General features: G+C 57.2%; 18 protein-coding genes. 14 read left to right on the forward strand and 4 right to left on the reverse strand.

The features are described 5' to 3' along the window. Nucleotides 1-132: 132 nt before the first annotated feature. From HWQ14_RS11205 to HWQ14_RS11245, 9 genes are all read left to right on the forward strand, one after another. Nucleotides 133-1,299: a bifunctional tRNA (adenosine(37)-C2)-methyltransferase TrmG/ribosomal RNA large subunit methyltransferase RlmN gene (locus tag HWQ14_RS11205; RefSeq protein WP_003860623.1), complete on the forward strand. Its 1,167-nt coding sequence runs from the start codon at nucleotides 133-135 to the stop codon at nucleotides 1,297-1,299. Nucleotides 1,300-1,590: 291 nt separating this feature from the next. Further along, nucleotides 1,591-2,595 (forward strand): cytoskeleton protein RodZ, encoded by a 1,005-nt coding sequence (gene rodZ, locus HWQ14_RS11210; RefSeq protein WP_176609754.1) that lies wholly within the window; start codon nucleotides 1,591-1,593, stop codon nucleotides 2,593-2,595. A 26-nt stretch (nucleotides 2,596-2,621) separates the two neighbouring features. Beyond that, complete coding sequence (ispG, locus tag HWQ14_RS11215) at nucleotides 2,622-3,740, forward strand: flavodoxin-dependent (E)-4-hydroxy-3-methylbut-2-enyl-diphosphate synthase (RefSeq protein ID WP_148420665.1); 1,119 nt, start codon at nucleotides 2,622-2,624, stop codon at nucleotides 3,738-3,740. 81 nt (nucleotides 3,741-3,821) lie between these two features. Then, nucleotides 3,822-5,096: a histidine--tRNA ligase gene (gene hisS, locus HWQ14_RS11220; RefSeq protein WP_176609755.1), complete on the forward strand. Its 1,275-nt coding sequence runs from the start codon at nucleotides 3,822-3,824 to the stop codon at nucleotides 5,094-5,096. A gap of 13 nt (nucleotides 5,097-5,109) precedes the next feature. Further along, nucleotides 5,110-5,730, forward strand: a complete 621-nt coding sequence (locus HWQ14_RS11225) for a YfgM family protein (protein WP_176609756.1) — start codon at nucleotides 5,110-5,112, stop codon at nucleotides 5,728-5,730. Between the two features lie 10 nt (nucleotides 5,731-5,740). Continuing rightward, nucleotides 5,741-6,919, forward strand: a complete 1,179-nt coding sequence (bamB, locus tag HWQ14_RS11230; RefSeq protein ID WP_176609757.1) for an outer membrane protein assembly factor BamB — start codon at nucleotides 5,741-5,743, stop codon at nucleotides 6,917-6,919. Between the two features lie 112 nt (nucleotides 6,920-7,031). Further along, nucleotides 7,032-8,504: a ribosome biogenesis GTPase Der gene (der, locus tag HWQ14_RS11235; RefSeq protein WP_022648998.1), complete on the forward strand. Its 1,473-nt coding sequence runs from the start codon at nucleotides 7,032-7,034 to the stop codon at nucleotides 8,502-8,504. Between the two features lie 300 nt (nucleotides 8,505-8,804). Then, the gene (locus tag HWQ14_RS11240; RefSeq protein ID WP_148420669.1) at nucleotides 8,805-10,346 is read left to right on the forward strand and encodes a peptide MFS transporter; all 1,542 of its coding nucleotides are present in this window, start codon (nucleotides 8,805-8,807) and stop codon (nucleotides 10,344-10,346) included. Between the two features lie 58 nt (nucleotides 10,347-10,404). Continuing rightward, nucleotides 10,405-10,626: a zinc ribbon domain-containing protein gene (locus HWQ14_RS11245; protein ID WP_148420670.1), complete on the forward strand. Its 222-nt coding sequence runs from the start codon at nucleotides 10,405-10,407 to the stop codon at nucleotides 10,624-10,626. On the opposite strand, the gene HWQ14_RS11250 is transcribed toward HWQ14_RS11245, so the two are convergent. Together HWQ14_RS11250 and HWQ14_RS11255 are read right to left on the reverse strand one after the other, a co-directional pair. Then, a complete protein-coding gene (locus HWQ14_RS11250) occupies nucleotides 10,623-10,973 on the reverse strand; it encodes a protealysin inhibitor emfourin (RefSeq protein ID WP_148420671.1) in 351 nt (116 codons plus the stop codon). The genes HWQ14_RS11245 and HWQ14_RS11250 overlap by 4 nt on opposite strands. After that, the gene (locus tag HWQ14_RS11255) at nucleotides 10,973-11,992 is read right to left on the reverse strand and encodes a M4 family metallopeptidase (protein ID WP_148420672.1); all 1,020 of its coding nucleotides are present in this window, start codon (nucleotides 11,990-11,992) and stop codon (nucleotides 10,973-10,975) included. The genes HWQ14_RS11250 and HWQ14_RS11255 overlap by 1 nt, the downstream gene beginning before the upstream one ends. 162 nt (nucleotides 11,993-12,154) lie before the next feature. Here HWQ14_RS11255 and HWQ14_RS11260 point away from each other — a divergent pair, with 162 nt between their 5' ends. Beyond that, nucleotides 12,155-13,288 carry an MFS transporter gene (locus HWQ14_RS11260; RefSeq protein ID WP_176609758.1) on the forward strand — a complete coding sequence of 378 codons (1,134 nt, stop codon included), beginning with the start codon at nucleotides 12,155-12,157 and terminating at the stop codon, nucleotides 13,286-13,288. Here HWQ14_RS11260 and xseA read toward each other — a convergent pair whose 3' ends face one another. After that, nucleotides 13,289-14,662 (reverse strand): exodeoxyribonuclease VII large subunit, encoded by a 1,374-nt coding sequence (gene xseA / locus HWQ14_RS11265; protein WP_176609759.1) that lies wholly within the window; start codon nucleotides 14,660-14,662, stop codon nucleotides 13,289-13,291. A 159-nt stretch (nucleotides 14,663-14,821) separates the two neighbouring features. Between xseA and guaB the strand changes: the two genes are divergently transcribed. Continuing rightward, on the forward strand, nucleotides 14,822-16,288 hold the full coding sequence (gene guaB / locus HWQ14_RS11270) for an IMP dehydrogenase (RefSeq protein WP_176609760.1): 1,467 nt from the start codon (nucleotides 14,822-14,824) through the stop codon (nucleotides 16,286-16,288). Between the two features lie 68 nt (nucleotides 16,289-16,356). Next, on the forward strand, nucleotides 16,357-17,934 hold the full coding sequence (guaA, locus tag HWQ14_RS11275; RefSeq protein ID WP_062933291.1) for a glutamine-hydrolyzing GMP synthase: 1,578 nt from the start codon (nucleotides 16,357-16,359) through the stop codon (nucleotides 17,932-17,934). A gap of 101 nt (nucleotides 17,935-18,035) precedes the next feature. On the opposite strand, the gene HWQ14_RS11280 is transcribed toward guaA, so the two are convergent. Further along, a complete protein-coding gene (locus HWQ14_RS11280; protein ID WP_148420677.1) occupies nucleotides 18,036-18,389 on the reverse strand; it encodes a helix-turn-helix domain-containing protein in 354 nt (117 codons plus the stop codon). Between the two features lie 335 nt (nucleotides 18,390-18,724). On the opposite strand from HWQ14_RS11280, the gene HWQ14_RS11285 reads away from it, so the two are divergent. Together HWQ14_RS11285 and oqxB are read left to right on the forward strand one after the other, a co-directional pair. Continuing rightward, the gene (locus HWQ14_RS11285; RefSeq protein WP_176609761.1) at nucleotides 18,725-19,900 is read left to right on the forward strand and encodes an efflux RND transporter periplasmic adaptor subunit; all 1,176 of its coding nucleotides are present in this window, start codon (nucleotides 18,725-18,727) and stop codon (nucleotides 19,898-19,900) included. Nucleotides 19,901-19,923: 23 nt separating this feature from the next. Beyond that, nucleotides 19,924-23,076: a multidrug efflux RND transporter permease subunit OqxB gene (gene oqxB / locus HWQ14_RS11290; RefSeq protein WP_176609762.1), complete on the forward strand. Its 3,153-nt coding sequence runs from the start codon at nucleotides 19,924-19,926 to the stop codon at nucleotides 23,074-23,076. The last annotated feature ends 16 nt before the right edge of the window (nucleotides 23,077-23,092 follow it).

The following is a 23,092-nucleotide window of genomic DNA, read 5'->3' on the forward strand; positions in this document are numbered from 1 at the left end:
CGCGTGCAAACGTGGCATCCCTGCGCCAGACTTTGTACAATGCAACGCCCCGGACGAGCAGACCGCTTACCGGGGCGTTTCTTTTCAACCCACCAAGGGCCACAACGTGTAACAACGAGGCCGGAAAACATTATGTCTGAATTAGTGAATACCTCCGAAGTCGCCATTCCTGCGGTTCCCAATAAAAATGGAAAAATTAACCTGCTGGACCTGAACCGTCAGCAGATGCGCGAGTTCTTTAAAGAGATGGGCGAGAAGCCGTTTCGTGCCGACCAGGTCATGAAATGGATGTACCACTATTGCAGCGACAACTTTGATGATATGACGGACATCAACAAGGTTCTGCGCAATAAGCTCAAAGAAGTCGCGGAAATCCGCGCGCCGGAAGTAGTGGAAGAGCAGCGCTCGTCGGATGGCACCATTAAATGGGCCATTGCGGTTGGCGATCAGCGCGTTGAAACCGTGTATATCCCGGAAGACGATCGCGCCACGCTGTGCGTCTCTTCTCAGGTGGGCTGTGCGCTGGAGTGCAAATTCTGCTCCACGGCGCAGCAGGGCTTTAACCGTAACCTGCGGGTGTCGGAAATTATCGGCCAGGTATGGCGCGCCGCGAAAATCGTGGGCGCGGCAAAAGTGACCGGTACGCGTCCAATCACCAACGTGGTTATGATGGGGATGGGCGAACCGCTGCTGAACCTGACCAACGTGGTGCCGGCGATGGAAATCATGCTCGACGATTTCGGTTTTGGCCTGTCCAAGCGCCGCGTTACGCTCTCTACTTCAGGCGTGGTTCCCGCGCTGGACAAGCTGGGTGACATGATTGACGTCGCGCTGGCCATCTCCCTTCACGCGCCAAACGATGCGATTCGTGACGAAATTGTGCCGATCAACAAAAAGTACAATATCGAAACCTTCCTGGCCGGCGTGCGTCGCTACCTGGAGAAATCCAACGCTAACCAGGGCCGCGTGACCATCGAATACGTGATGCTGGATCATGTTAACGACGGCACCGAGCATGCTCATGAGCTGGCTGAACTGCTGAAAGATACGCCATGTAAGATCAACCTGATCCCATGGAACCCGTTCCCGGGCGCGCCGTATGGCCGCAGCTCGAACAGCCGTATCGATCGTTTTTCCAAGGTGCTGATGGAGTATGGCTTCACCACTATCGTGCGTAAAACCCGTGGTGATGATATTGATGCCGCCTGTGGCCAGCTGGCGGGTGACGTTATTGACCGTACCAAACGTACGCTGCGTAAGCGCATGCAGGGTGAGTCAATCGCGGTTAAAACCGTTTGATTATTATGCAGACACGGCGCGTTTTTTGCGCCGTGAAGCATAAATTTACTGAATAATCAGTCACAATCATCACGATTGATTAATAATTACGGTGCGTTTCATACGACTTTCGGGCAGTATGTAACGACGTAACAACAGTTTAGCGCGAAGGCCTGCCAGCGCTGTCATCTGCGGCCCGACAGTCTTATACTGTTTGTTCAAGGTTAACTGACCTGAAGTTTCGCGGTGCGGGTGGCATTGTGACTCACCGGCACCTGAACCCTTATTTTCACGTACCAGTAGTTGTAGCGAATGAATACTGAAGCCACTCACGATCAAAATGCAGCACTCTCCACTGGCGTTCGTCTTCGCAACGCCCGTGAACAACTCGGACTCAGCCAGCAAGCCGTTGCAGAACGCCTGTGCCTGAAGGTTTCCACCGTTCGCGATATTGAAGAAGATAAGGCACCAGCCGATCTGGCTTCAACGTTTCTGCGCGGTTATATCCGTTCTTACGCCAAACTGGTTCATATTCCTGAAGACGAATTACTGCCGATGATGGAGAAGCAGGCGCCCGTGCGTGCTGCAAAAGTTGCGCCTATGCAAAGCTTCTCTCTGGGTAAACGTCGTAAAAAACGCGATGGCTGGCTGATGAGCTTTACCTGGCTGGTCCTGTTCGTGGTTGTGGGCCTGACGGGCGCATGGTGGTGGCAAAACCACAAAGCGCAGCAGGAAGAGATCACCACCATGGCCGATCAGTCCTCCGCTGAGCTTAATCAAACCAACGGTGCGCAAAGCGTGCCGCTGAGCACGGAAGGGGCTGCATCTTCCAGTGAACCTCAGACGGCGGCAACGAACGCGCCTGCAAGCGAACCTGCTCCAGCGCCAGAGGCGACGGCTAACACCGCGCCAGCGACCCAGGCACAGGATCAGAACGCGGTAGTGTCACCTTCCCAGGCAAATGTTGATACTGCACCTGCGGCAACGGCATCTGCGGAAAATCCTGCGGCGACGCTGCCAACGGACCCGGCCGGCACGGCGGCACCTGCCGTTGACCCGAATGCGCTGGTGATGAACTTTACGGCGGATTGCTGGCTGGAAGTCACTGACGCAACGGGTAAAAAACTTTTCAGCGGCCTGCAGCGTAAAGATGGCACGTTAAATCTAACGGGGCAGGCACCCTACAAGCTTAAAATCGGCGCACCGGCAGCGGTACAGATCCAGTATCAAGGAAAACCTGTCGATCTGAGCCGCTTTATCAGAACTAACCAGGTTGCGCGTCTTACCGTTAATGCCGAACAATCAGCAGCACAGTAACAGACGGGCAATGCGGGAGATTTTACATGCATAACCAGGCTCCTATTCAACGTAGAAAATCAAAACGGATTTACGTTGGGAACGTGCCAATCGGCGATGGGGCGCCTATCGCCGTCCAGTCGATGACCAACACGCGCACCACGGATGTGGAAGCAACGGTCAATCAAATCAAAGCATTAGAACGCGTAGGCGCGGACATTGTCCGCGTCTCCGTCCCGACCATGGATGCCGCTGAAGCGTTCAAACTAATCAAGCAGCAGGTGAACGTGCCGCTGGTTGCCGATATTCACTTCGATTACCGTATTGCGCTTAAAGTCGCTGAATACGGCGTCGATTGCCTGCGTATCAACCCAGGCAATATCGGCAACGAAGAGCGTATTCGCATGGTTGTTGACTGCGCCCGCGACAAAAACATTCCAATTCGTATCGGCGTTAATGCCGGTTCGCTGGAAAAAGATCTGCAAGAAAAGTACGGTGAGCCAACGCCGCAGGCGCTGCTTGAATCCGCGATGCGTCACGTCGATCATCTGGATCGTCTTAACTTCGAGCAGTTCAAAGTGAGCGTGAAAGCCTCCGACGTTTTCCTTGCCGTTGAATCTTATCGTCTGCTGGCAAAACAGATCGATCAGCCGCTGCACCTCGGGATCACCGAGGCGGGCGGTCTGCGCAGCGGTTCGGTGAAGTCCGCCATTGGCCTTGGCCTGCTGCTCTCGGAAGGCATTGGCGACACGTTACGCGTCTCTCTGGCCGCCGATCCGGTGGAGGAGATCAAGGTAGGTTTCGATATCCTGAAATCACTGCGCATCCGCGCGCGCGGGATCAACTTCATTGCCTGCCCAACCTGTTCACGTCAGGAATTTGACGTGATTGGTACCGTGAATGCTCTGGAGCAGCGCCTGGAAGACATCATCACCCCGATGGACGTTTCCATCATTGGTTGCGTGGTGAACGGTCCGGGGGAAGCGCTGGTGTCAACGCTGGGCGTTACCGGCGGTAACAAGAAAAGTGGTCTCTATGAAGATGGCGTTCGTAAAGATCGTCTGGATAATAGCGACATGATCGACCAGCTTGAAGCCCGCATTCGCGCTAAAGCGACAATGATGGATGAAGCGCAGCGCATCAGCGTTCAGCAGGTTGAAAAATAACGTGATGGGAAGCAGGCTGCTTCCCATGTATGATTGAGCCCATTCTTTGGGTTCTTTTTTGTATATAGAAAGAGAATAAACGTGGCAAAAAACATTCAAGCCATCCGCGGCATGAACGATTATCTGCCTGGCGAAACCGCCATCTGGCAGCGCATTGAAGGCACACTGAAGCAGGTGCTCGGCAGCTACGGTTACAGCGAAATTCGTTTGCCGATTGTAGAGCAGACCCCGTTATTCAAACGCGCGATCGGCGAAGTGACCGACGTGGTTGAAAAAGAGATGTATACCTTTGAGGACCGCAACGGCGACAGCCTGACCCTGCGTCCTGAAGGTACGGCGGGTTGCGTGCGCGCCGGCATCGAACATGGTCTCCTGTACAATCAGGAGCAGCGCCTGTGGTATATCGGCCCGATGTTCCGCCACGAACGTCCGCAGAAAGGCCGCTATCGTCAGTTCAACCAGCTGGGTGTGGAAGTGTTTGGTCTGCAAGGGCCGGATATCGACGCCGAGCTGATTATGCTGACAGCCCGCTGGTGGCGCGCGCTCGGTATTTCTGACCACGTCTCCCTGGAACTCAACTCTATCGGTTCGCTGGAAGCGCGTGCTAACTACCGCGATGCGCTGGTGGCATTCCTGGAAGCGCACAAAGAGAAGCTGGACGAAGACTGCAAGCGTCGTATGTACAGCAACCCGCTGCGCGTGCTCGATTCCAAAAACCCTGACGTGCAGGCGCTGCTGAACGATGCGCCTGCGCTGGGCGATTACCTGGACGACGATTCCCGCGAACACTTTGCCGGCCTGTGCAGGCTGCTGGAAGCGGCGGGCATCGCCTATACCGTTAACCAGCGTCTGGTGCGCGGTCTGGACTACTACAACCGTACCGTGTTTGAGTGGGTCACCACCAGCCTCGGTTCGCAGGGCACCGTTTGTGCCGGTGGCCGTTACGACGGTCTGGTTGAGCAGCTTGGTGGCCGTGCGGCACCAGCCGTTGGCTTCGCAATGGGCCTTGAGCGACTTGTTTTGCTGGTTCAGGCAGTTAATCCGGAATTTAAAGCCGATTCTGTTGTCGATATATACCTGGTGGCTTCAGGTGCGGATACGCAGCCTGCGGCGATGCAGCTTGCCGAACGCCTGCGTGATGCATTGCCGGACGTTAAGCTGATGACCAACCATGGCGGCGGCAACTTTAAAAAACAGTTTGCTCGTGCCGATAAGTGGGGCGCACGTATCGCACTGGTGCTGGGCGAGTCCGAAGTGGCTAACGGCGAGGTGGTGGTAAAAGACCTGCGCTCTGGTGAGCAAACTACGGTAACGCAGGACGGCGTTGCGGCGCTCTTGCGCACTCTATTGGGCTAAGGAGAAGGACTGCGTGGAAATTTACGAGAACGAACACGACCAGGTTGATGCGGTTAAACGCTTCTTTGTTGAAAACGGCAAAGCGCTGGTTGTTGGGATTATTTTAGGTGTAGGTGCGCTGGTTGGCTGGCGTTACTGGAACAATCATCAGGCTGACTCTGCTCGCGGTTCGTCCCTGAACTACGAAAATACCGTTAGCGCAATCCGTGCCGATCGGCCGCAAACGCTGACGGCGGCGGAGAAATTTGCCGCTGACAACAAAAACACCTACGGTGCGCTGGCCGCGCTGGAAGTGGCCCAGCAGTATGTTGATAAGAACGAACTGGACAAAGCCGCTGCGCAGCTGTCTCAGGGTCTTGCTGCTGCCAGTGATGAAAACCTGAAAGCGGTAATTAATCTGCGTCTGGCTCGTATCCAGGTTCAGCAGAATAAAGCCGATGACGCGCTGAAAACGCTTGATACCATTAAAGGCGAAGGCTTTGCCGCCATCGTTGCCGATCTGCGCGGTGAAGCACTGCTGAGCAAGGGTGATAAAGCGGGCGCGCGTAAAGCGTGGCAAGCTGGCGTGGATAGTAAAGCTTCACCTGCGCTGAGCGAAATGATGCAGATGAAAATAAATAATTTGTCCGTCTGAGGGGGACCCAATGCAATTGCGTAAATTACTTCTGCCAGGACTGCTTTCTGTTACGTTATTGAGCGGTTGTTCATTGTTCAGTGGCGAAGAAGACGTTGTCAAAATGTCCCCGCTGCCGACGGTTGAAAACCAGTTTACCCCGTCTACCGCCTGGGACGTTTCCGTGGGCAACGGTATCGGTGACTTCTACTCCAACCTGCACCCGGCGTTTGCTGACGGCGTCGTTTATGCGGCCGATCGCAAAGGCACCGTTAAAGCGCTGAACGCTGATGATGGAAAAGAAGTCTGGTCCGTCAACCTGGCGGAAAAAGACGGCTGGTTCTCCCATAAGCCTGCGCTGCTTTCTGGCGGCCTGACCGTAGCCGGTGGTCACGTGTATGTGGGCAGTGAAAAAGCGCAGGTTTACGCGCTGAATGCCAGCGACGGCAGCGTTGCATGGCAGACTACCGTTGCCGGTGAATCCTTATCTCGTCCGGTTGTCAGCGACGGTCTGGTGCTCATCCATACCAGCAACGGCCAGCTTCAGGCGCTGAACGAAGCGGATGGTCTGGTAAAATGGACCGTTAACCTGGATATGCCAGCGCTCTCTCTGCGCGGTGAATCTGCGCCGGCAACGGCGTTTGGTGCTGCCATTGTGGGCGGCGATAACGGCCGCGTGAGCGCAGTACTGATGCAGCAGGGCCAGATGATTTGGCAGCAGCGCATCTCTCAGGCGACCGGCTCCACTGAAATCGACCGTCTGAGCGACGTAGACACGACGCCAGTTATCGTTGACGGTGTGGTTTACGCGCTGGCGTATAACGGCAACCTGACCGCGCTGGATCTGCGCAGCGGCCAGATCATGTGGAAACGTGAGCTGGGTTCCGTGAACGATTTCATCGTGGAAGGCAACCGCATTTATATGGTCGATCAGAACGATCGTCTGCTGGCGCTGAGCACCGAAGGTGGCGTTACGCTGTGGACGCAGAGCGATCTGCTGCACCGTCTGCTGACCGCACCGGCACTGTATAACGGCAGCCTGGTGGTGGGCGACAGCGAAGGCTATATGCACTGGGTCGATCCAGAGAACGGCCGCTTCGTGGCGCAGCAGAAAGTGGACGGCTCAGGCTTCCTGACGGATCCTGTTGTTGCTGACGGCAAGCTGCTGATTCAGGCAAAAGACGGCACGCTGTACGCGATCACGCGTTAATTACACGGCGGTTGTAGTATACTAAACGGCTCCTGTTCACTCAGGAGCCGTTTTGACATTTTTAAAAACGCCGCGAAAGCGACGTTATTTTGAATTTTATGAGGCTTCAAACATGGTACCTGTGGTCGCGCTTGTCGGGCGCCCTAACGTTGGAAAATCCACTCTTTTTAACCGTTTAACACGCACCCGTGATGCGCTGGTTGCGGATTTCCCGGGGCTGACGCGTGACCGTAAGTACGGTCGTGCAGAGGTGGAAGGACGCGAGTTCATCTGTATTGATACCGGTGGTATCGACGGTACGGAAGACGGCGTTGAAACCCGCATGGCAGAGCAGTCTCTGCTGGCGATCGAAGAGGCGGACGTGGTTCTGTTTATGGTAGATGCTCGCGCTGGCCTGATGCCTGCGGACTCTGCTATTGCCAAACATCTGCGTTCACGCGAAAAGCCAACCTTCCTGGTGGCGAACAAAACTGACGGTATCGATGCCGATCAGGCCGTTGCGGATTTCTGGTCTTTAGGCCTTGGCGATATTTACCCAATTGCGGCTTCGCATGGCCGCGGCGTCACCAGTCTGCTGGAAACCGTTCTGCTGCCGTGGGTTGACGAAGTAAACCCGCCGGAAGAGGTGGATGAAGACGCAGAATACTGGGCGCAGTTCGAAGCCGGTGAAGAGGGCGAGGAAGAGCCGGAAGACGACTTTAACCCGCAGGATCTGCCCATTAAGCTGGCTATCGTTGGCCGTCCAAACGTAGGTAAGTCTACGCTTACTAACCGTATTCTGGGTGAAGAGCGCGTGGTGGTCTACGACATGCCGGGCACCACCCGCGACAGTATCTACATCCCCATGCAGCGCGATGAACGTGAGTACGTACTTATCGACACCGCGGGCGTGCGTAAGCGCGGGAAAATCACCGACGTGGTGGAAAAATTCTCGGTTATCAAAACCCTGCAGGCGATTGAAGACGCCAACGTGGTGCTGCTGGTGATCGACGCACGTGAAGGTATCTCCGATCAGGATCTCTCTCTGCTCGGCTTTATCCTCAATAGCGGACGCTCGCTGGTTATCGTCGTCAACAAGTGGGACGGCCTGAGCAATGAAGTGCGCGAGCAGGTGAAAGAGACGCTGGACTTCCGTCTGGGCTTTATCGACTTTGCCCGCGTTCACTTCATCTCTGCCCTGCACGGCAGCGGCGTAGGTAATCTGTTTGAATCCGTACGTGAAGCCTATGACAGCTCTACCCGTCGCCAGAGCACCGCTATGCTGACCCGTATCATGAATATGGCAGCAGAAGATCACCAGCCGCCGCTGGTGCGCGGCCGTCGCGTGAAGCTGAAATACGCCCACGCCGGTGGTTACAACCCGCCAATCGTGGTGATCCACGGCAACCAGGTGAAAGATCTGCCGGATTCCTACAAACGCTACCTGATGAACTACTTCCGTAAGTCGCTGGACGTGATGGGGACCCCTATCCGTATCCAGTTTAAGGAAGGGGAAAACCCGTTTGCGAATAAGCGCAACACCCTGACGCCAAACCAGATGCGTAAGCGTAAGCGTTTGATTAAGCACATTAAGAAAAGCAAGTAAGCTTCGATCTTCCCCCGAAAACCCGCGCTCGTCGCGGGTTTTTTATGCCCGCTGGCGGCCCATTATTGCGTCTGTGTGATGTCAATCACTATTCGCTTTTAACCATGTATATATCTAAGAAAGTAGACAATCGTCGAATTTTCGTCTTAAAGTCCAGGGTTCGGTACTAGACAAAGCTAGCGCCTGGTTATCAAATGGTTAACCAACTTTTCGCCGCATGTAAAAAATCGATCGGATACGTAACCGCTCGGCGTACATGCTGGTGTTTACAAGCACGACACATACCTTTTCGGGAGAATTATGCAATCCTCTGTTAATCAAAAAGAGAGCCGAACCTTCTTCGGCCACCCTTATCCACTCGGCTCGCTGTTCTTCACCGAGATGTGGGAGCGTTTCTCGTTTTACGGTATTCGCCCGTTACTGATCCTCTTTATGGCCGCCACCGTCTACGACGGCGGAATGGGGCTGGCGCGGGAAAACGCCTCGGCGATTGTCGGCATCTTTGCCGGTACCATGTACCTGGCCGCGCTGCCGGGCGGCTGGCTGGCGGATAACTGGCTCGGCCAGCAGAGAGCCGTCTGGTACGGTTCGATTCTGATTGCCCTTGGTCACCTGTCGATTGCGCTGTCGGCCATCATGGGCGATAACCTGTTCTTTATCGGCCTGATGTTCATCGTGCTCGGCTCTGGCCTGTTCAAAACCTGTATCTCGGTAATGGTCGGCACCCTGTACAAAAAGGGCGACGCGCGTCGCGACGGCGGCTTTTCGCTGTTCTACATGGGCATCAACATGGGCTCGTTCATTGCGCCGCTGATTTCCGGCTGGCTGATTAAAACGCACGGCTGGCACTGGGGCTTTGGCATCGGCGGCATCGGGATGCTGGTTGCGCTGATCATCTTCCGCGTGTTTGCCGTTCCGGCCATGAAGCGCTACGACAGCGAGGTGGGGCTGGATTCCACCTGGAACAGTCCGGTTGTGAAACGCAACGGCGTGGGTGCCTGGCTGCTGGCGCTGGCGGCAGGCGTTGCAATCATCGTTACGCTGATTGCCCAGGGCGTGATTGTGATTAACCCGGTCGCGGTCGCCAGCGTGCTGGTGTACGTGATTGCCGCCTCCGTCGCGCTCTACTTTATCTACCTGTTCATCTTCGCGGGTCTGAACCGCAAAGAGCGCGCCAGGCTGCTGGTGTGCTTTATTCTGCTGGTCTCCGCCGCGTTCTTCTGGTCCGCGTTTGAGCAGAAGCCAACCTCCTTCAACCTGTTTGCCAACGACTACACTAACCGTATGATCGGTGATTTTGAAATCCCGGCGGTATGGTTCCAGTCGATCAACGCCCTGTTCATCATCCTGCTGGCGCCGGTATTCAGCTGGGCCTGGCCGAAGCTGGCGAGCAACAACATTCGCCCGAGCAGCATCACTAAATTCGTTATCGGTATTTTGTGCGCCGCGGCGGGCTTTGGCCTGATGATGCTGGCGGCACAGAACGTGCTGAGCAACGGTGGGGCAGGCGTTTCTCCGTTCTGGCTGGTGGGCAGTATCCTGATGCTGACGCTCGGCGAACTGTGCCTGAGCCCGATTGGGCTGGCGACCATGACCCTGCTGGCGCCGGAGAGAATGCGCGGCCAGATGATGGGGCTGTGGTTCTGCGCCAGCGCGCTGGGTAACCTGGCGGCGGGCCTGATTGGCGGACACGTGAAGGCCGACCAGCTGGATATGCTGCCGGATCTCTTTGCACGCTGCTCCATCGCGCTGCTGATCTGTGCCGCGGTGCTGATCGTACTCATTGTTCCGGTACGCCGCATGCTGGAAAATGTGCAGACTAAACCGGCTACTGAAGCCTGATAACATTCAGCCTGCCGGGGCAGGGCATCTGCCCCGGCCATACGCAACAGGAGAGAGCATGACGATTACCTGCCCGGACTGCCACGCAGCGCTGGAGCCGCAAAACGGTATTGCGCACTGCGATAGCTGCAATAAAGATATTCCCCTTGAAGCGCGCTGCCCTGACTGTCACCAGCCGCTTCAGGTACTCAAAGCCTGCGGCGCGGTGGACTACTTCTGTCAGAACGGCCACGGACTGATCTCAAAAAAACGGGTCGAATTCGTCAGGGCTGAGGCTTAATCGCACACGCAGCCTTCGCCTTTTCGCCACAGCTCGATCAGCGATTCCGGCGCTTCCTGCTCCGGAACCAGCACAATGATGTCGGCGTACTGCGCCTGATTGTGCCGGGTCCAGATTATCTGAATGCGAAAATAGCGCTGATCGCCGCTGCCCGGTGACGACGGCTGACCCGGCGGCTGCCCGCGCGGGATAGCCTGTTGCAGAATACTGACCACGCGCTGACGCTGCGCCTCGTTAAGAGTGGAAAGCGCGATGGTGCGCTGGCCGCTCAGCTTTGGAATAAAGGCGACGCCGCCTTCCCGGGCCAGCTCAACCACGGCGTCATCCGTCAGTTCCGGAACCTGCATTACAGTACTCCCACCTGTTCCCAGGCTTGTTTAATGGCCGCCCCAACGTCGCTCCCCGAGCGCTTTTCGCCGTGGGCGATCGTCAGTTTTGCGAAAGCCTCAAAATCCGCATCCTGCGCCAGGCTGCGATCGCAAACCGTGTCGTACCAGGCATAGCCCGCTTTTTCCCAGGCATAACCGCCAATCGCCGTTGCGGCCAGATAAAACGCCCGGTTGGGAATGCCGGAGTTGAGGTGTACGCCGCCGTTGTCCTCGCGCGTTTTAATGAAATCTTTCATATGCCCGGGCTGCGGATCTTTGCCGAGCAGGGGATCGTTGTAGGCGGTGCCGGGTTCAGACATGGAGCGAAGCCCTTTGCCGTTGATGCCCTCCGCCAGCAGCCCTTCGCCAATCAGCCAGTCCGCTTTATCGGCGGTTTGCTTACGGTGGTACTGCTTCACCAGCGAGCCAAACACGTCAGATAACGACTCGTTCAGCGCGCCCGATTGTTCAAAGTAGATTAGCCCCGCTTCGGTCTCCGTCACGCCGTGGCTCAGCTCATGCGCCACCACGTCGATGGCAATGGTGAAGCGGTTAAAGATGTCGCCGTCGCCGTCGCCAAAGACCATCTGCTGACCGTTCCAGAAGGCGTTCTGGTATTCCCGGCCGTAGTGCACGGTGCCGGTGAGGATCAGCCCTTTGTTATCAAGCGAATCGCGCTGATATTCCTTCCAGAAGAAATCATGGGTGATGCCCAGATAATCGTACGCTTCATCCACCGCCACATCGCCGTTGGAGGGCTGTCCTTCATAGCGCACCTGGGTACCCGGCAGCTCCTGGGTCTGCTTTGCGTCGTAGATGTCACGCTCAAGCTGGCCGGCTTTATTCACGTGCGGCGCGGCAGGCTTGCCCGGCATATGCGCCATCAGGGTTTGCACATGGGTTAACGTCTGGCGGGCGCAGCGCTGCTGTGGCTCTGAACCGCTCTCGATAATACGACGAAGAATATAGGGGGGGATCACGCTGTGAATTCGGGTCATGCAGTTCTCCTGTTTTCTGGCAATGCCGAAAAAAGAATCTACTTAAGTGTAAATCATTAAACCGGGACCGGAGGTAAGTCGGACAATTCGTTTTCTTAAAAACTGGCGCAACGCTTCACCACCGTTTAGGTTTTTTAAACGCCATTAAGTGAGAGGAGCGCAATGAACAGACAGACTTCGCTGAGCATAACCGGATTTTCAATCATCGCGGTGACCTATGGTATGGCAAGGTTTTCGTGGGGCCTGATGCTGCCTGATATCCGTCAGGCCATCCCTTTCACTCCGCAGGTGGCGGGGTTTATAGCGTCCTGTAGTTATGCGGCGTATTGCCTGTCTATATTTCTGGCCTCTTACCTTATTGCGCGCGCTGGGCCTCGCCTGCCCGCCTTGCTGGCGGCCATCGCCGCTGCCGCGGGGTTATTCATTCTCGCGTTTTCGGCACAGCCGATGACGCTGGCGATAGGTTTGTTTATTGCCGGGCTGAGCTCGGGACTGGCCTCGCCGGCCCTTGCCGGGGCGGTAGATGACAGGATCGCTCCCGACCGTCAGCTCCATGTGAATACCACCATCAATGCCGGAACGAGCGGCGGGATCATCCTCTCGGTGCCCGTTCTGTTTTTCATGCCCGGCGGCTGGCGGGCTGCCTGCGTTGTGTTCGCCATGATGGCGCTGCTGTGCCTGCCGGCGTTGTGGCGGCATCTGCCGCCGTCGGCGGCGAAACCACGCACGCCTTCGCCTAAGGCATCATTTATCGTACGTAAACCCGGCATGTTTCGGCTGCTGGGGATTGCCTTTATCAGCGGTATTGCCAGCGCCGCATGGTGGAGCTTTGGCCCGGAGATACTTATGCGTCACACGGAACTGGATAGCGCAGCGACCAACGTTCTCTGGCTGATAAGCGGCGGGGCGGGGATCGTTGCCATATTTACCGGAACTATGGCAAGGCGTATCGGCATGCGGGGGGTTTATCGTTTATCCCAGATCTTCATGGCTATCTCTCTGGCGATTCTGGCGGTAAGCCACGGTTTTTCCTGGTGGCTTATTCCGGTGGTGGCGATGAGCGGGGCGGGGTATGTGATTTTGTCGGGGGTGTTGCTGGTGAAGGGGGCGGAGATTGCTCATCCTTCTCCGGCGGCTGGAGTTAGCCTGGCCTTTTTGATGCTGGCAGGCGGGCAGGTATTGGGCGCTATCCTTTTTGGCCTGCTGCTGGGGTTAACGAGCGCAGCGGCTGCGCTGGCGATTTTTTCAGGCCTGTCCTGGCTGATGCTGGCCGTCACGCCGGACGGCCATCGCTGATTACGCCTTTTTACGGGCGCGAGGTTTTTTTACCGGCGTCACGCCTTTCACTTCGCTTTCCACCCAGCCGTCTGAAAGCCGCGTGGTGAGGATATCTCCGGCTTTAACCTGCCCGGTTTGCTTCAGCACGTTGCCGTCCGTCGCGGTGGTAACGCTATAGCCGCGCGCCAGCGTGGAGAGGGGGCTGACGGCCTCCAGATGGGTGACCGCGTTGCCGAAACGCTCGCGGGTGGTGCTGAGGCGGGCGCGAATATTCTCCGCCAGACGATATTCCAGCTGCTGAATACGCGCTTGCGCACGGTAAATCGTCGGCTGCGGGTTCTGCTGGTTCAGACGCTGCGTCACGCGCTGCTGGCGTGAGCCCGCACGCTTAAGCTGGGCGTCAACCGCGACGTTCATCCGCTGATGCAGGCGCTCCAGCACGGTTTGCTGACGCGCCAGACGCAGCTGCGGATGCTGCTGTTGCAGACGATGATGAAGCTGCGTAAAGCGGCGGGTACGGTTGGCGAGGAAGTAGTCCATCGCCATCTCCAGGCGCTGTTGGCCGTTCTGGATCTGGCGCAGCAGCTCCTGCTGATTGCGGCTGACCACTTCTGCCGCCGCGGACGGCGTAGGCGCGCGTAAGTCCGCGACAAAATCGGCAATGGTCACGTCCGTTTCGTGACCGACGGCGCTCACCACCGGGATAAGGCTGGCAAAGATAGCCCGCGCCACGCGCTCGTCGTTAAAGCTCCACAGATCTTCCAGCGAGCCGCCGCCTCGCCCGACGATTAATACATCACACTCCTGGCGCGCGTTTGCCAGCTCAATCGCGCGTACGATTTGCCCCGGCGCGTCGTCACCCTGAACGGCGGTAGGATAAATAATGACGGGCAGCGAAGGGTCGCGGCGCTTAAGCACGTGCAGAATATCGTGCAGAGCCGCCCCGGTTTTCGAGGTGATAACCCCAACGCAGTGGGCAGGGGAGGGCAGCGGTTTTTTGAGCTGCTGGTCGAACAGTCCCTCGGCAGACAGCTTTGCCTTTAACTGTTCATACTTCTGCTGCAACATGCCTTCGCCGGCAGGCTGCATGCTTTCGACGATAATCTGATAGTCGCCGCGCGGCTCGTACAGGGTGATATTGGCACGCACCAGAACCTGCTGGCCGTGCTGAGGACGGAACGTCACGCGACGGTTGCTGTTGCGGAACATCGCGCAGCGCACCTGGGCGGTGTCGTCTTTTAGCGTAAAATACCAGTGGCCGGAAGCGGGCTGCGTGAAGTTAGAGATTTCACCGCTGATCCAGACCTGCCCCATTTCCTGCTCAAGCAGCAAACGCACCGTCTGATTAAGGCGGCTGACAGTATAAATTGAGGGGGATTGAGAGGATAACATGTGAGCGGGATCAAATTCTAAATCAGCAAGTTATTCAGTCGATAGTAACCTGCTGAGAGGTGAGCGCAAGCATTTTTTTCAAAAAAGTGTGGATGCAATCGGTTACGCTCTGTATAATGCCACGGCAATATTTAACCACCCAGGTCAGAGATATTGCCCATGCTACGTATCGCTAAAGAAGCACTGACGTTTGACGACGTCCTCCTCGTTCCCGCTCATTCCACCGTTCTGCCGAATACTGCCGACCTCAGCACGCAGTTGACGAAAACCATTCGTCTGAACATTCCTATGCTCTCCGCAGCAATGGATACCGTAACGGAAGCGCGTCTGGCTATCGCCCTGGCACAGGAAGGCGGCATTGGCTTTATCCACAAAAACATGTCTATCGAGCGTCAGGCGGAAGAAGTTCGCCGCGTGAAGAAACATGAATCCGGTATCGTGTCCGACCCTCAGACCGTTCTGCCAACCACCACGCTGCACGAAGTGAAAGCGCTGACCGAGCGTAACGGCTTTGCGGGTTACCCGGTTGTGACCGAAGATAACGAGCTGGTGGGCATCATTACCGGTCGTGACGTGCGTTTCGTGACTGACCTGAACCAGCCTGTCAGCGTCTACATGACGCCAAAAGAGCGTCTGGTTACCGTGCGTGAAGGTGAAACCCGCGACGTCGTGCTGGCAAAAATGCACGAAAAACGCGTTGAGAAAGCGCTGGTTGTGGATGCGAACTTCCACCTGCGCGGCATGATCACCGTTAAAGATTTCCAGAAAGCAGAACGTAAACCGAACGCCTGTAAAGACGAGCATGGCCGTCTGCGCGTAGGCGCTGCGGTTGGCGCAGGTGCCGGTAACGAAGAGCGCGTTGACGCGCTGGTTGCCGCGGGCGTAGACGTACTGCTTATTGACTCCTCTCACGGCCACTCCGAAGGCGTTCTGCAACGCATTCGCGACACCCGCGCTAAATACCCGGATCTGCAGATCATCGGCGGCAACGTGGCGACAGGCGCAGGCGCTCGCGCCCTGGCTGACGCCGGCTGCAGCGCGGTGAAAGTGGGTATTGGCCCTGGCTCCATCTGTACCACACGTATCGTGACCGGCGTGGGCGTTCCGCAGATCACCGCGGTCTCTGACGCGGTTGAAGCGCTGGAAGGTACCGGTATTCCGGTTATCGCTGACGGCGGTATCCGCTTCTCTGGCGACATTGCTAAAGCGATCGCCGCGGGTGCTTCCGCGGTGATGGTTGGCTCCATGCTGGCCGGTACCGAAGAATCCCCGGGCGAAATCGAACTCTACCAGGGCCGTTCATACAAATCCTACCGCGGTATGGGCTCTCTCGGTGCGATGTCCAAAGGTTCCTCCGACCGTTACTTCCAGACCGATAACGCGGCTGACAAACTGGTGCCGGAAGGTATCGAAGGTCGCGTTGCCTATAAAGGCCGTCTGAAAGAGATCGTTCACCAGCAGATGGGCGGCCTGCGCTCCTGTATGGGTCTGACCGGCTGTGGTACCATCGACCTGCTGCGTACTAAAGCGGAATTTGTACGCATCAGCGGTGCGGGTATCCAGGAGAGCCACGTTCACGACGTGACGATCACCAAAGAGTCCCCGAACTATCGTCTGGGCTCCTGATTTTCTTCGCCCGACCTTGTGTCGGGCGATTTATTTAATCTGTTTCACTTGCCTCGGAATTAGCGTCAATGACGGAAAACATTCATAAACATCGCATTCTCATCCTGGACTTTGGTTCTCAGTACACTCAGCTGGTGGCGCGTCGCGTGCGTGAACTGGGCGTTTACTGTGAACTGTGGGCGTGGGATGTCACGGAAGCACAGATTCGCGAATTCAATCCAAGCGGCATCATCCTGTCCGGCGGCCCGGAAAGCACCACCGAAGAGAACAGCCCGCGCGCACCGCAGTACGTGTTCGAAGCTGGCGTGCCGGTATTCGGCGTTTGCTACGGCATGCAGACCATGGCAATGCAGCTGGGCGGCCACGTAGAAGGCTCTAACGAGCGTGAGTTTGGCTATGCGCAGGTAGAAGTGGTAACCGACAGCGCGCTGGTGCGCGGTATCGAAGACTCCCTGACCGCAGACGGCAAGCCGCTGCTGGACGTATGGATGAGCCATGGCGACAAAGTTACCGCCATCCCGTCCGACTTCGTGACCGTTGCCAGCACCGAGAGCTGCCCGTTCGCGATTATGGCGAACGAAGAAAAACGCTTCTACGGCGTGCAGTTCCACCCGGAAGTGACCCACACCCGTCAGGGCATGCGCATGCTGGAGCGCTTCGTGCGCGATATCTGCCAGTGTGAAGCGCTGTGGACTCCGGCTAAAATCATCGACGACGCCGTTGAGCGTATCCGCCAGCAGGTTGGCGATGACAAGGTGATCCTCGGCCTCTCCGGCGGCGTGGACTCCTCCGTCACCGCGATGCTGCTGCACCGCGCTATCGGCAAAAACCTGACCTGCGTCTTCGTGGACAACGGCCTGCTGCGTCTGAACGAAGCCCGGCAGGTGATGGACATGTTTGGCGACCACTTCGGTCTGAACATCGTTCACGTGGAAGGCGAGCAGCGCTTCCTGGACGCGCTGAAGGGCGAAAACGATCCGGAAGCGAAGCGTAAAATCATCGGCCGCGTGTTCGTTGAAGTGTTCGACGAAGAAGCGCTGAAGCTGGAAGACGTGAAGTGGCTGGCGCAGGGCACCATCTATCCTGACGTGATCGAATCCGCCGCCTCCGCAACCGGTAAAGCACACGTCATCAAATCTCACCACAACGTGGGCGGCCTGCCGAAAGAGATGAAGATGGGCCTGGTTGAGCCGCTGCGCGAGCTGTTCAAAGACGAAGTGCGCAAGATTGGTCTGGAACTGGGTCTGCCGTACGACATGCTCTACCGTCACCCGTTCCCGGGCCCGGGCCTCGGCGTACGCGTGCTGGGCGAAGTGAAGAAAGAGTACTGCGACCTGCTGCGTCGCGCGGACGCGATCTTCATTGAAGAGCTGCACAAGGCTGACCTGTACAACAAGGTTAGCCAGGCGTTCACCGTGTTCCTGCCGGTTCGCTCCGTCGGCGTGATGGGCGATGGCCGCAAGTACGACTGGGTTGTCTCCCTGCGTGCGGTTGAAACCATCGACTTCATGACCGCGCACTGGGCGCACCTGCCGTATGACTTCTTAGGCCGCGTGTCTAACCGCATCATCAACGAAGTTAACGGTATTTCCCGCGTGGTGTATGACATCAGCGGTAAGCCACCGGCGACGATTGAGTGGGAATAAGCCACTAACTCAACCTGTATCGTCATAAACAGGTAAAACTGAATAAAGCCCTCTGTTTACAGAGGGCTTTTTTTCTGGCCGATATCCGTCCCGGAGGCGAGTTACTGGCTCATCTGCCGCGATTCACGGCAGCCGATACTGCGCCGCCATGCGCCTGGCGCCTGACCGTACTGACGCTTAAAGCTGCGGTTGAAGGACTGCTGAGAGTCAAAGCCCAGCGCGATCGCCACGTTCAAAATTGGTTCATCGCTTTGGGCTAAACGCTCGACCGATTTTTGCAGCTTTTGCGCGCGAATATATTCTGCGAGAGGGGAGCCGGTATGTTCCTTGAAGATCCGCTGGAGGTGCCATTTCGAATAGCCGGCTCGCCTGGAGACGGTCTCAATGTCCAGACGGCTGTCAAGGTTGTTGTCGATCCAGTCAAGTAAATCGTGAATGAATGCACCGGTGTTCATCTTGCTTCCCCCTACGCCATGCGTTAAAAAGCATCTTTGTTTGTTGCATTTAAAGGTGGCCCTTTTTTTCACTAATTGCAAGTTTTATTGTTACATTTAAAACCCTGCTCGAAACAGGTTATTTACCTTTGACGCAAATAGCACATAAAGTGCAACAATTATTCTTGCACTTAATTAAGCGCCTTCCTACAATCGCCGCGATAGTGTATTCGCAACTGTTACATTTTTGTGGCGATGAACGACACAAATGGCCTTAAGCCAGCCCGGACAAAGGAAGTGGCGCGGCACCTCCCGCTGCGTCTTGCCCGGCGGCTACAATAACCGGAATAAAAATAATGAGCCTGCAAAAAACCTGGGGTAACTTTCATCTGCAAACGCTGGGCGCGATTTTACTCGCCGCGCTGCTGGTCGGGTGCGATGACAGCGTCGCGCAAAATGCCGCGCCGCAAGCGCCCGTCGTCAGCGCTGCTGACGTAGTCGTAAAATCCATAAGCCAGTGGGACAGCTTCAACGGTCGCATTGAGGCGGTGGAGAGCGTTCAGCTGCGCCCGCGCGTCTCCGGCTACATTGATAAAGTGAACTACACCGACGGCCAGGAGGTGAAAAAGGGCGAGGTGCTGTTCACTATTGATGACAGAACCTATCGCGCCGCGCTGGAACAGGCGCAGGCGACGCTGGCGAGAGCCAAAACGCAGGCCAGCCTGGCGCGAAGCGAGGCTAACCGCACCGATAAATTAGTCAATACCAACGTGGTATCCCGTGAAGAGTGGGAGCAGCGCCGTTCCGCAGCCACCCAGGCGCAGGCCGACATTCGCGCAGCGCAGGCGGCGGTTGACGCCGCGCAGCTTAACCTGGACTTCACCAAAGTGACCGCGCCCATCGATGGCCGCGCCAGCCGTGCGCTGATCACCAGCGGTAATCTGGTTACCGCCGGCGACAGCGCCAGCGTGCTCACCACCCTGGTCTCGCTGAAGACGGTTTACGTTTACTTCGACGTGGACGAGTCAACCTACCTTCACTATCAAAACCTGGCCCGCAGCGGGCAGGGGGCGTCCAGTAATCACCTGGCGCTGCCGGTGGAGATTGGCCTTACCGGCGAGGAGGGCTATCCCCATCAGGGCAAAGTGGATTTTCTTGATAACCAGCTCACGCCGAGTACCGGAACGATCCGCATGCGCGCGCTGTTAGATAACGCGCAGCGTCAGTTCACGCCGGGACTCTTTGCCCGCGTGCGCCTGCCGGGCAGTGCGGAATTTAAAGCCACGCTTGTAGACGATAAGGCGGTGCTGACCGATCAGGATCGTAAATATGTTTATATCGTTGATAAAGAAGGGAAAGCACAGCGTCGCGATATCACGCCGGGTCGTCTGGCCGACGGTTTACGCATCGTACAGCAGGGGCTGAATCCCGGGGATAAAGTCATCGTCGATGGTTTACAAAAGGTGTTTATGCCGGGCATGCCGGTTAACGCGAAAACCGTCGCCATGACCGCCAGCGCCGCCCTCAACTGATCCCTTACCAGAGAATCCAACCCATGGACTTTTCCCGTTTTTTCATCGACAGGCCAATTTTTGCCGCCGTACTGTCGATTTTGATTTTTATCACAGGATTAATCGCCATCCCGCTACTGCCGGTCAGCGAATATCCTGACGTCGTACCGCCAAGCGTGCAGGTGCGCGCGGAGTACCCCGGCGCCAACCCGAAGGTGATCGCGGAGACCGTGGCAACGCCGCTGGAAGAGGCGATCAACGGCGTTGAGAACATGATGTACATGAAATCCGTCGCCGGATCGGACGGCGTGCTGGTCACCACCGTCACCTTCCGTCCGGGTACGGATCCCGATCAGGCGCAGGTTCAGGTGCAAAACCGGGTATCGCAGGCCGAGGCGCGCCTGCCGGAAGACGTGCGGCGTCTGGGCATCACCACGCAGAAGCAATCGCCAACGCTGACGCTGGTGGTGCATCTGTTTTCGCCAGGCGGCAAGTACGACTCGCTGTACATGCGAAACTACGCCACGCTGAAGGTGAAGGACGAGCTGGCGCGCCTGCCCGGCGTGGGGCAGATTCAGATTTTCGGCTCGGGCGAATACGCGATGCGCGTCTGGCTGGACCCAAACAAGGTGGCGGCGCGCGGGCTGACGGCATCGGACGTGGTGACGGCGATGCAGGAGCAGAACGTTCAGGTTTCCGCCGGGCAGCTTGGCGCCGAGCCGCTGCCGAAAGAGAGCGATTTCCTGATCTCCATTAACGCCCAGGGCCGTCTGCATACCGAAGAGGAGTTTGGCAATATTGTCCTGAAAACGACGCAGGACGGTACGGTCGTCCGCCTGCGCGACGTGGCGCGCGTAGAGATGGGTTCCGGCAGCTATGCGCTGCGTTCGCAGCTCAACAATAAAGACGCGGTCGGGATTGGTATTTTCCAGTCGCCGGGGGCGAACGCCATCGATCTGTCTAACGCGGTGCGTGCAAAAATGGACGAACTGTCCACGCGTTTCCCGGACGATATGAAGTGGGCGGCACCTTACGACCCGACGGTATTTGTGCGCGATTCTATCCGCGCGGTCGTGCAAACGCTGCTGGAAGCGGTGGTGCTGGTGGTGCTGGTGGTGATCCTGTTCCTGCAAACCTGGCGCGCGTCGATCATTCCGCTGATCGCGGTGCCGGTATCGGTGGTGGGCACGTTCAGCATTCTCTACCTGCTGGGCTTTTCGCTTAATACCCTGAGCCTGTTCGGGCTGGTGCTGGCGATTGGTATCGTGGTGGACGATGCCATCGTGGTGGTGGAAAACGTCGAGCGAAACATCGAGGAGGGGCTCGCCCCGCTTGCGGCGGCGCATCAGGCGATGCGTGAAGTTTCCGGGCCGATTATCGCCATCGCACTGGTGCTGTGCGCGGTGTTCGTTCCCATGGCGTTCCTCTCCGGCGTGACCGGTCAGTTTTATAAACAGTTTGCGGTCACGATAGCCATATCAACGGTGATTTCGGCCATTAACTCGCTGACGCTCTCGCCGGCGCTGGCTGCCCTGCTGTTGAAGCCGCACGGCGCACCGAAAGATTTCCCGACCAGGCTTATCGATCGTCTGTTCGGCTGGATCTTCCGTCCGTTTAACCGCTTTTTCCACCGCAGCTCGACCGGCTATCAGGGGCTGGTGGGTAAAACGCTCGGCCGACGCGGCGCGGTGTTTGCGGTTTATTTGCTGCTCCTTTGTGCTGCCGGCGTGATGTTTAAAGCCGTACCCGGCGGGTTTATTCCGACGCAGGATAAGCTGTACCTGATTGGCGGCGTGAAAATGCCGGAAGGCTCGTCGCTGGCGCGTACCGATGCGGTGATCCGCAAAATGAGCGAAATCGGTATGAATACCGAAGGCGTGGATTATGCGGTTGCGTTTCCCGGCCTGAATGCGCTCCAGTTTACCAACACGCCGAACACCGGGACGGTATTTTTTGGCCTGAAGCCGTTCGACCAGCGTAAACACACTGCGGCGGAAATTAACGCGGAGATCAACGCGAAAATCGCGCAAATCCAGCAGGGCTTCGGCTTCTCGATTCTGCCGCCGCCGATTTTAGGGCTGGGTCAGGGGTCGGGCTATTCCCTGTACATTCAGGATCGCGCCGGTCTGGGCTATGGCGCGCTGCAAAACGCGGTGAACACCATGTCCGGTGCAATCATGCAGACGCCGGGGATGCATTTCCCCATCTCAACCTACCAGGCTAACGTTCCGCAGCTGGACGTTCAGGTCGACCGCGATAAGGCGAAAGCGCAGGGCGTGTCGCTCACCGATCTGTTCGGCACGCTGCAAACCTACCTGGGCTCGTCCTATGTGAACGACTTTAACCAGTTTGGCCGCACCTGGCGCGTAATGGCCCAGGCCGACGGGCAGTTCCGCGACAGCGTGGAGGATATTGCGAACTTACGCACCCGCAACAACCAGGGCGAAATGGTGCCGATTGGCAGTATGGTCACCATCAGCACCACCTACGGGCCGGACCCGGTGATCCGCTACAACGGCTACCCGGCGGCGGATCTCATTGGCGATGCCGATCCTCGCGTGCTCTCTTCCGCGCAGGCGATGACGCAGCTGGACGCAATGTCTAAGCAGATACTGCCGAACGGGATGAATATCGAATGGACGGACCTGAGCTTCCAGCAGGCCACGCAGGGCAATACGGCGCTGATCGTCTTCCCGGTTGCGGTTCTGCTGGCGTTTCTGGTGCTGGCGGCGCTGTATGAAAGCTGGACGCTGCCGCTGGCGGTGATCCTTATCGTTCCGATGACGATGCTGTCCGCGCTGTTTGGCGTCTGGCTGACCGGGGGCGATAACAACGTGTTTGTGCAGGTGGGTCTGGTCGTGCTTATGGGGCTGGCCTGTAAGAACGCGATACTTATCGTGGAGTTTGCCCGCGAGCTGGAAATCCAGGGGAAAGGTATCATGGAGGCCGCGCTGGAGGCGTGCCGCCTGCGTTTACGCCCGATTGTGATGACCTCTATCGCCTTTATTGCCGGGACGATCCCCCTCATCCTCGGCCACGGTGCGGGTGCCGAGGTGCGCGGCGTCACCGGGATCACGGTGTTCTCCGGCATGCTGGGCGTGACCCTGTTTGGCCTGTTCCTGACGCCGGTATTTTACGTGACGCTGCGTAAGTTCGTGACGCGCGGTAAAGCGAAAAGAGACGTGCTGCCTGCGTAGGACGTCGCAGACAATA

Source organism: Enterobacter cloacae (assembly GCF_013375935.1).
GTDB classification, from domain to species: domain Bacteria; phylum Pseudomonadota; class Gammaproteobacteria; order Enterobacterales; family Enterobacteriaceae; genus Enterobacter; species Enterobacter pasteurii.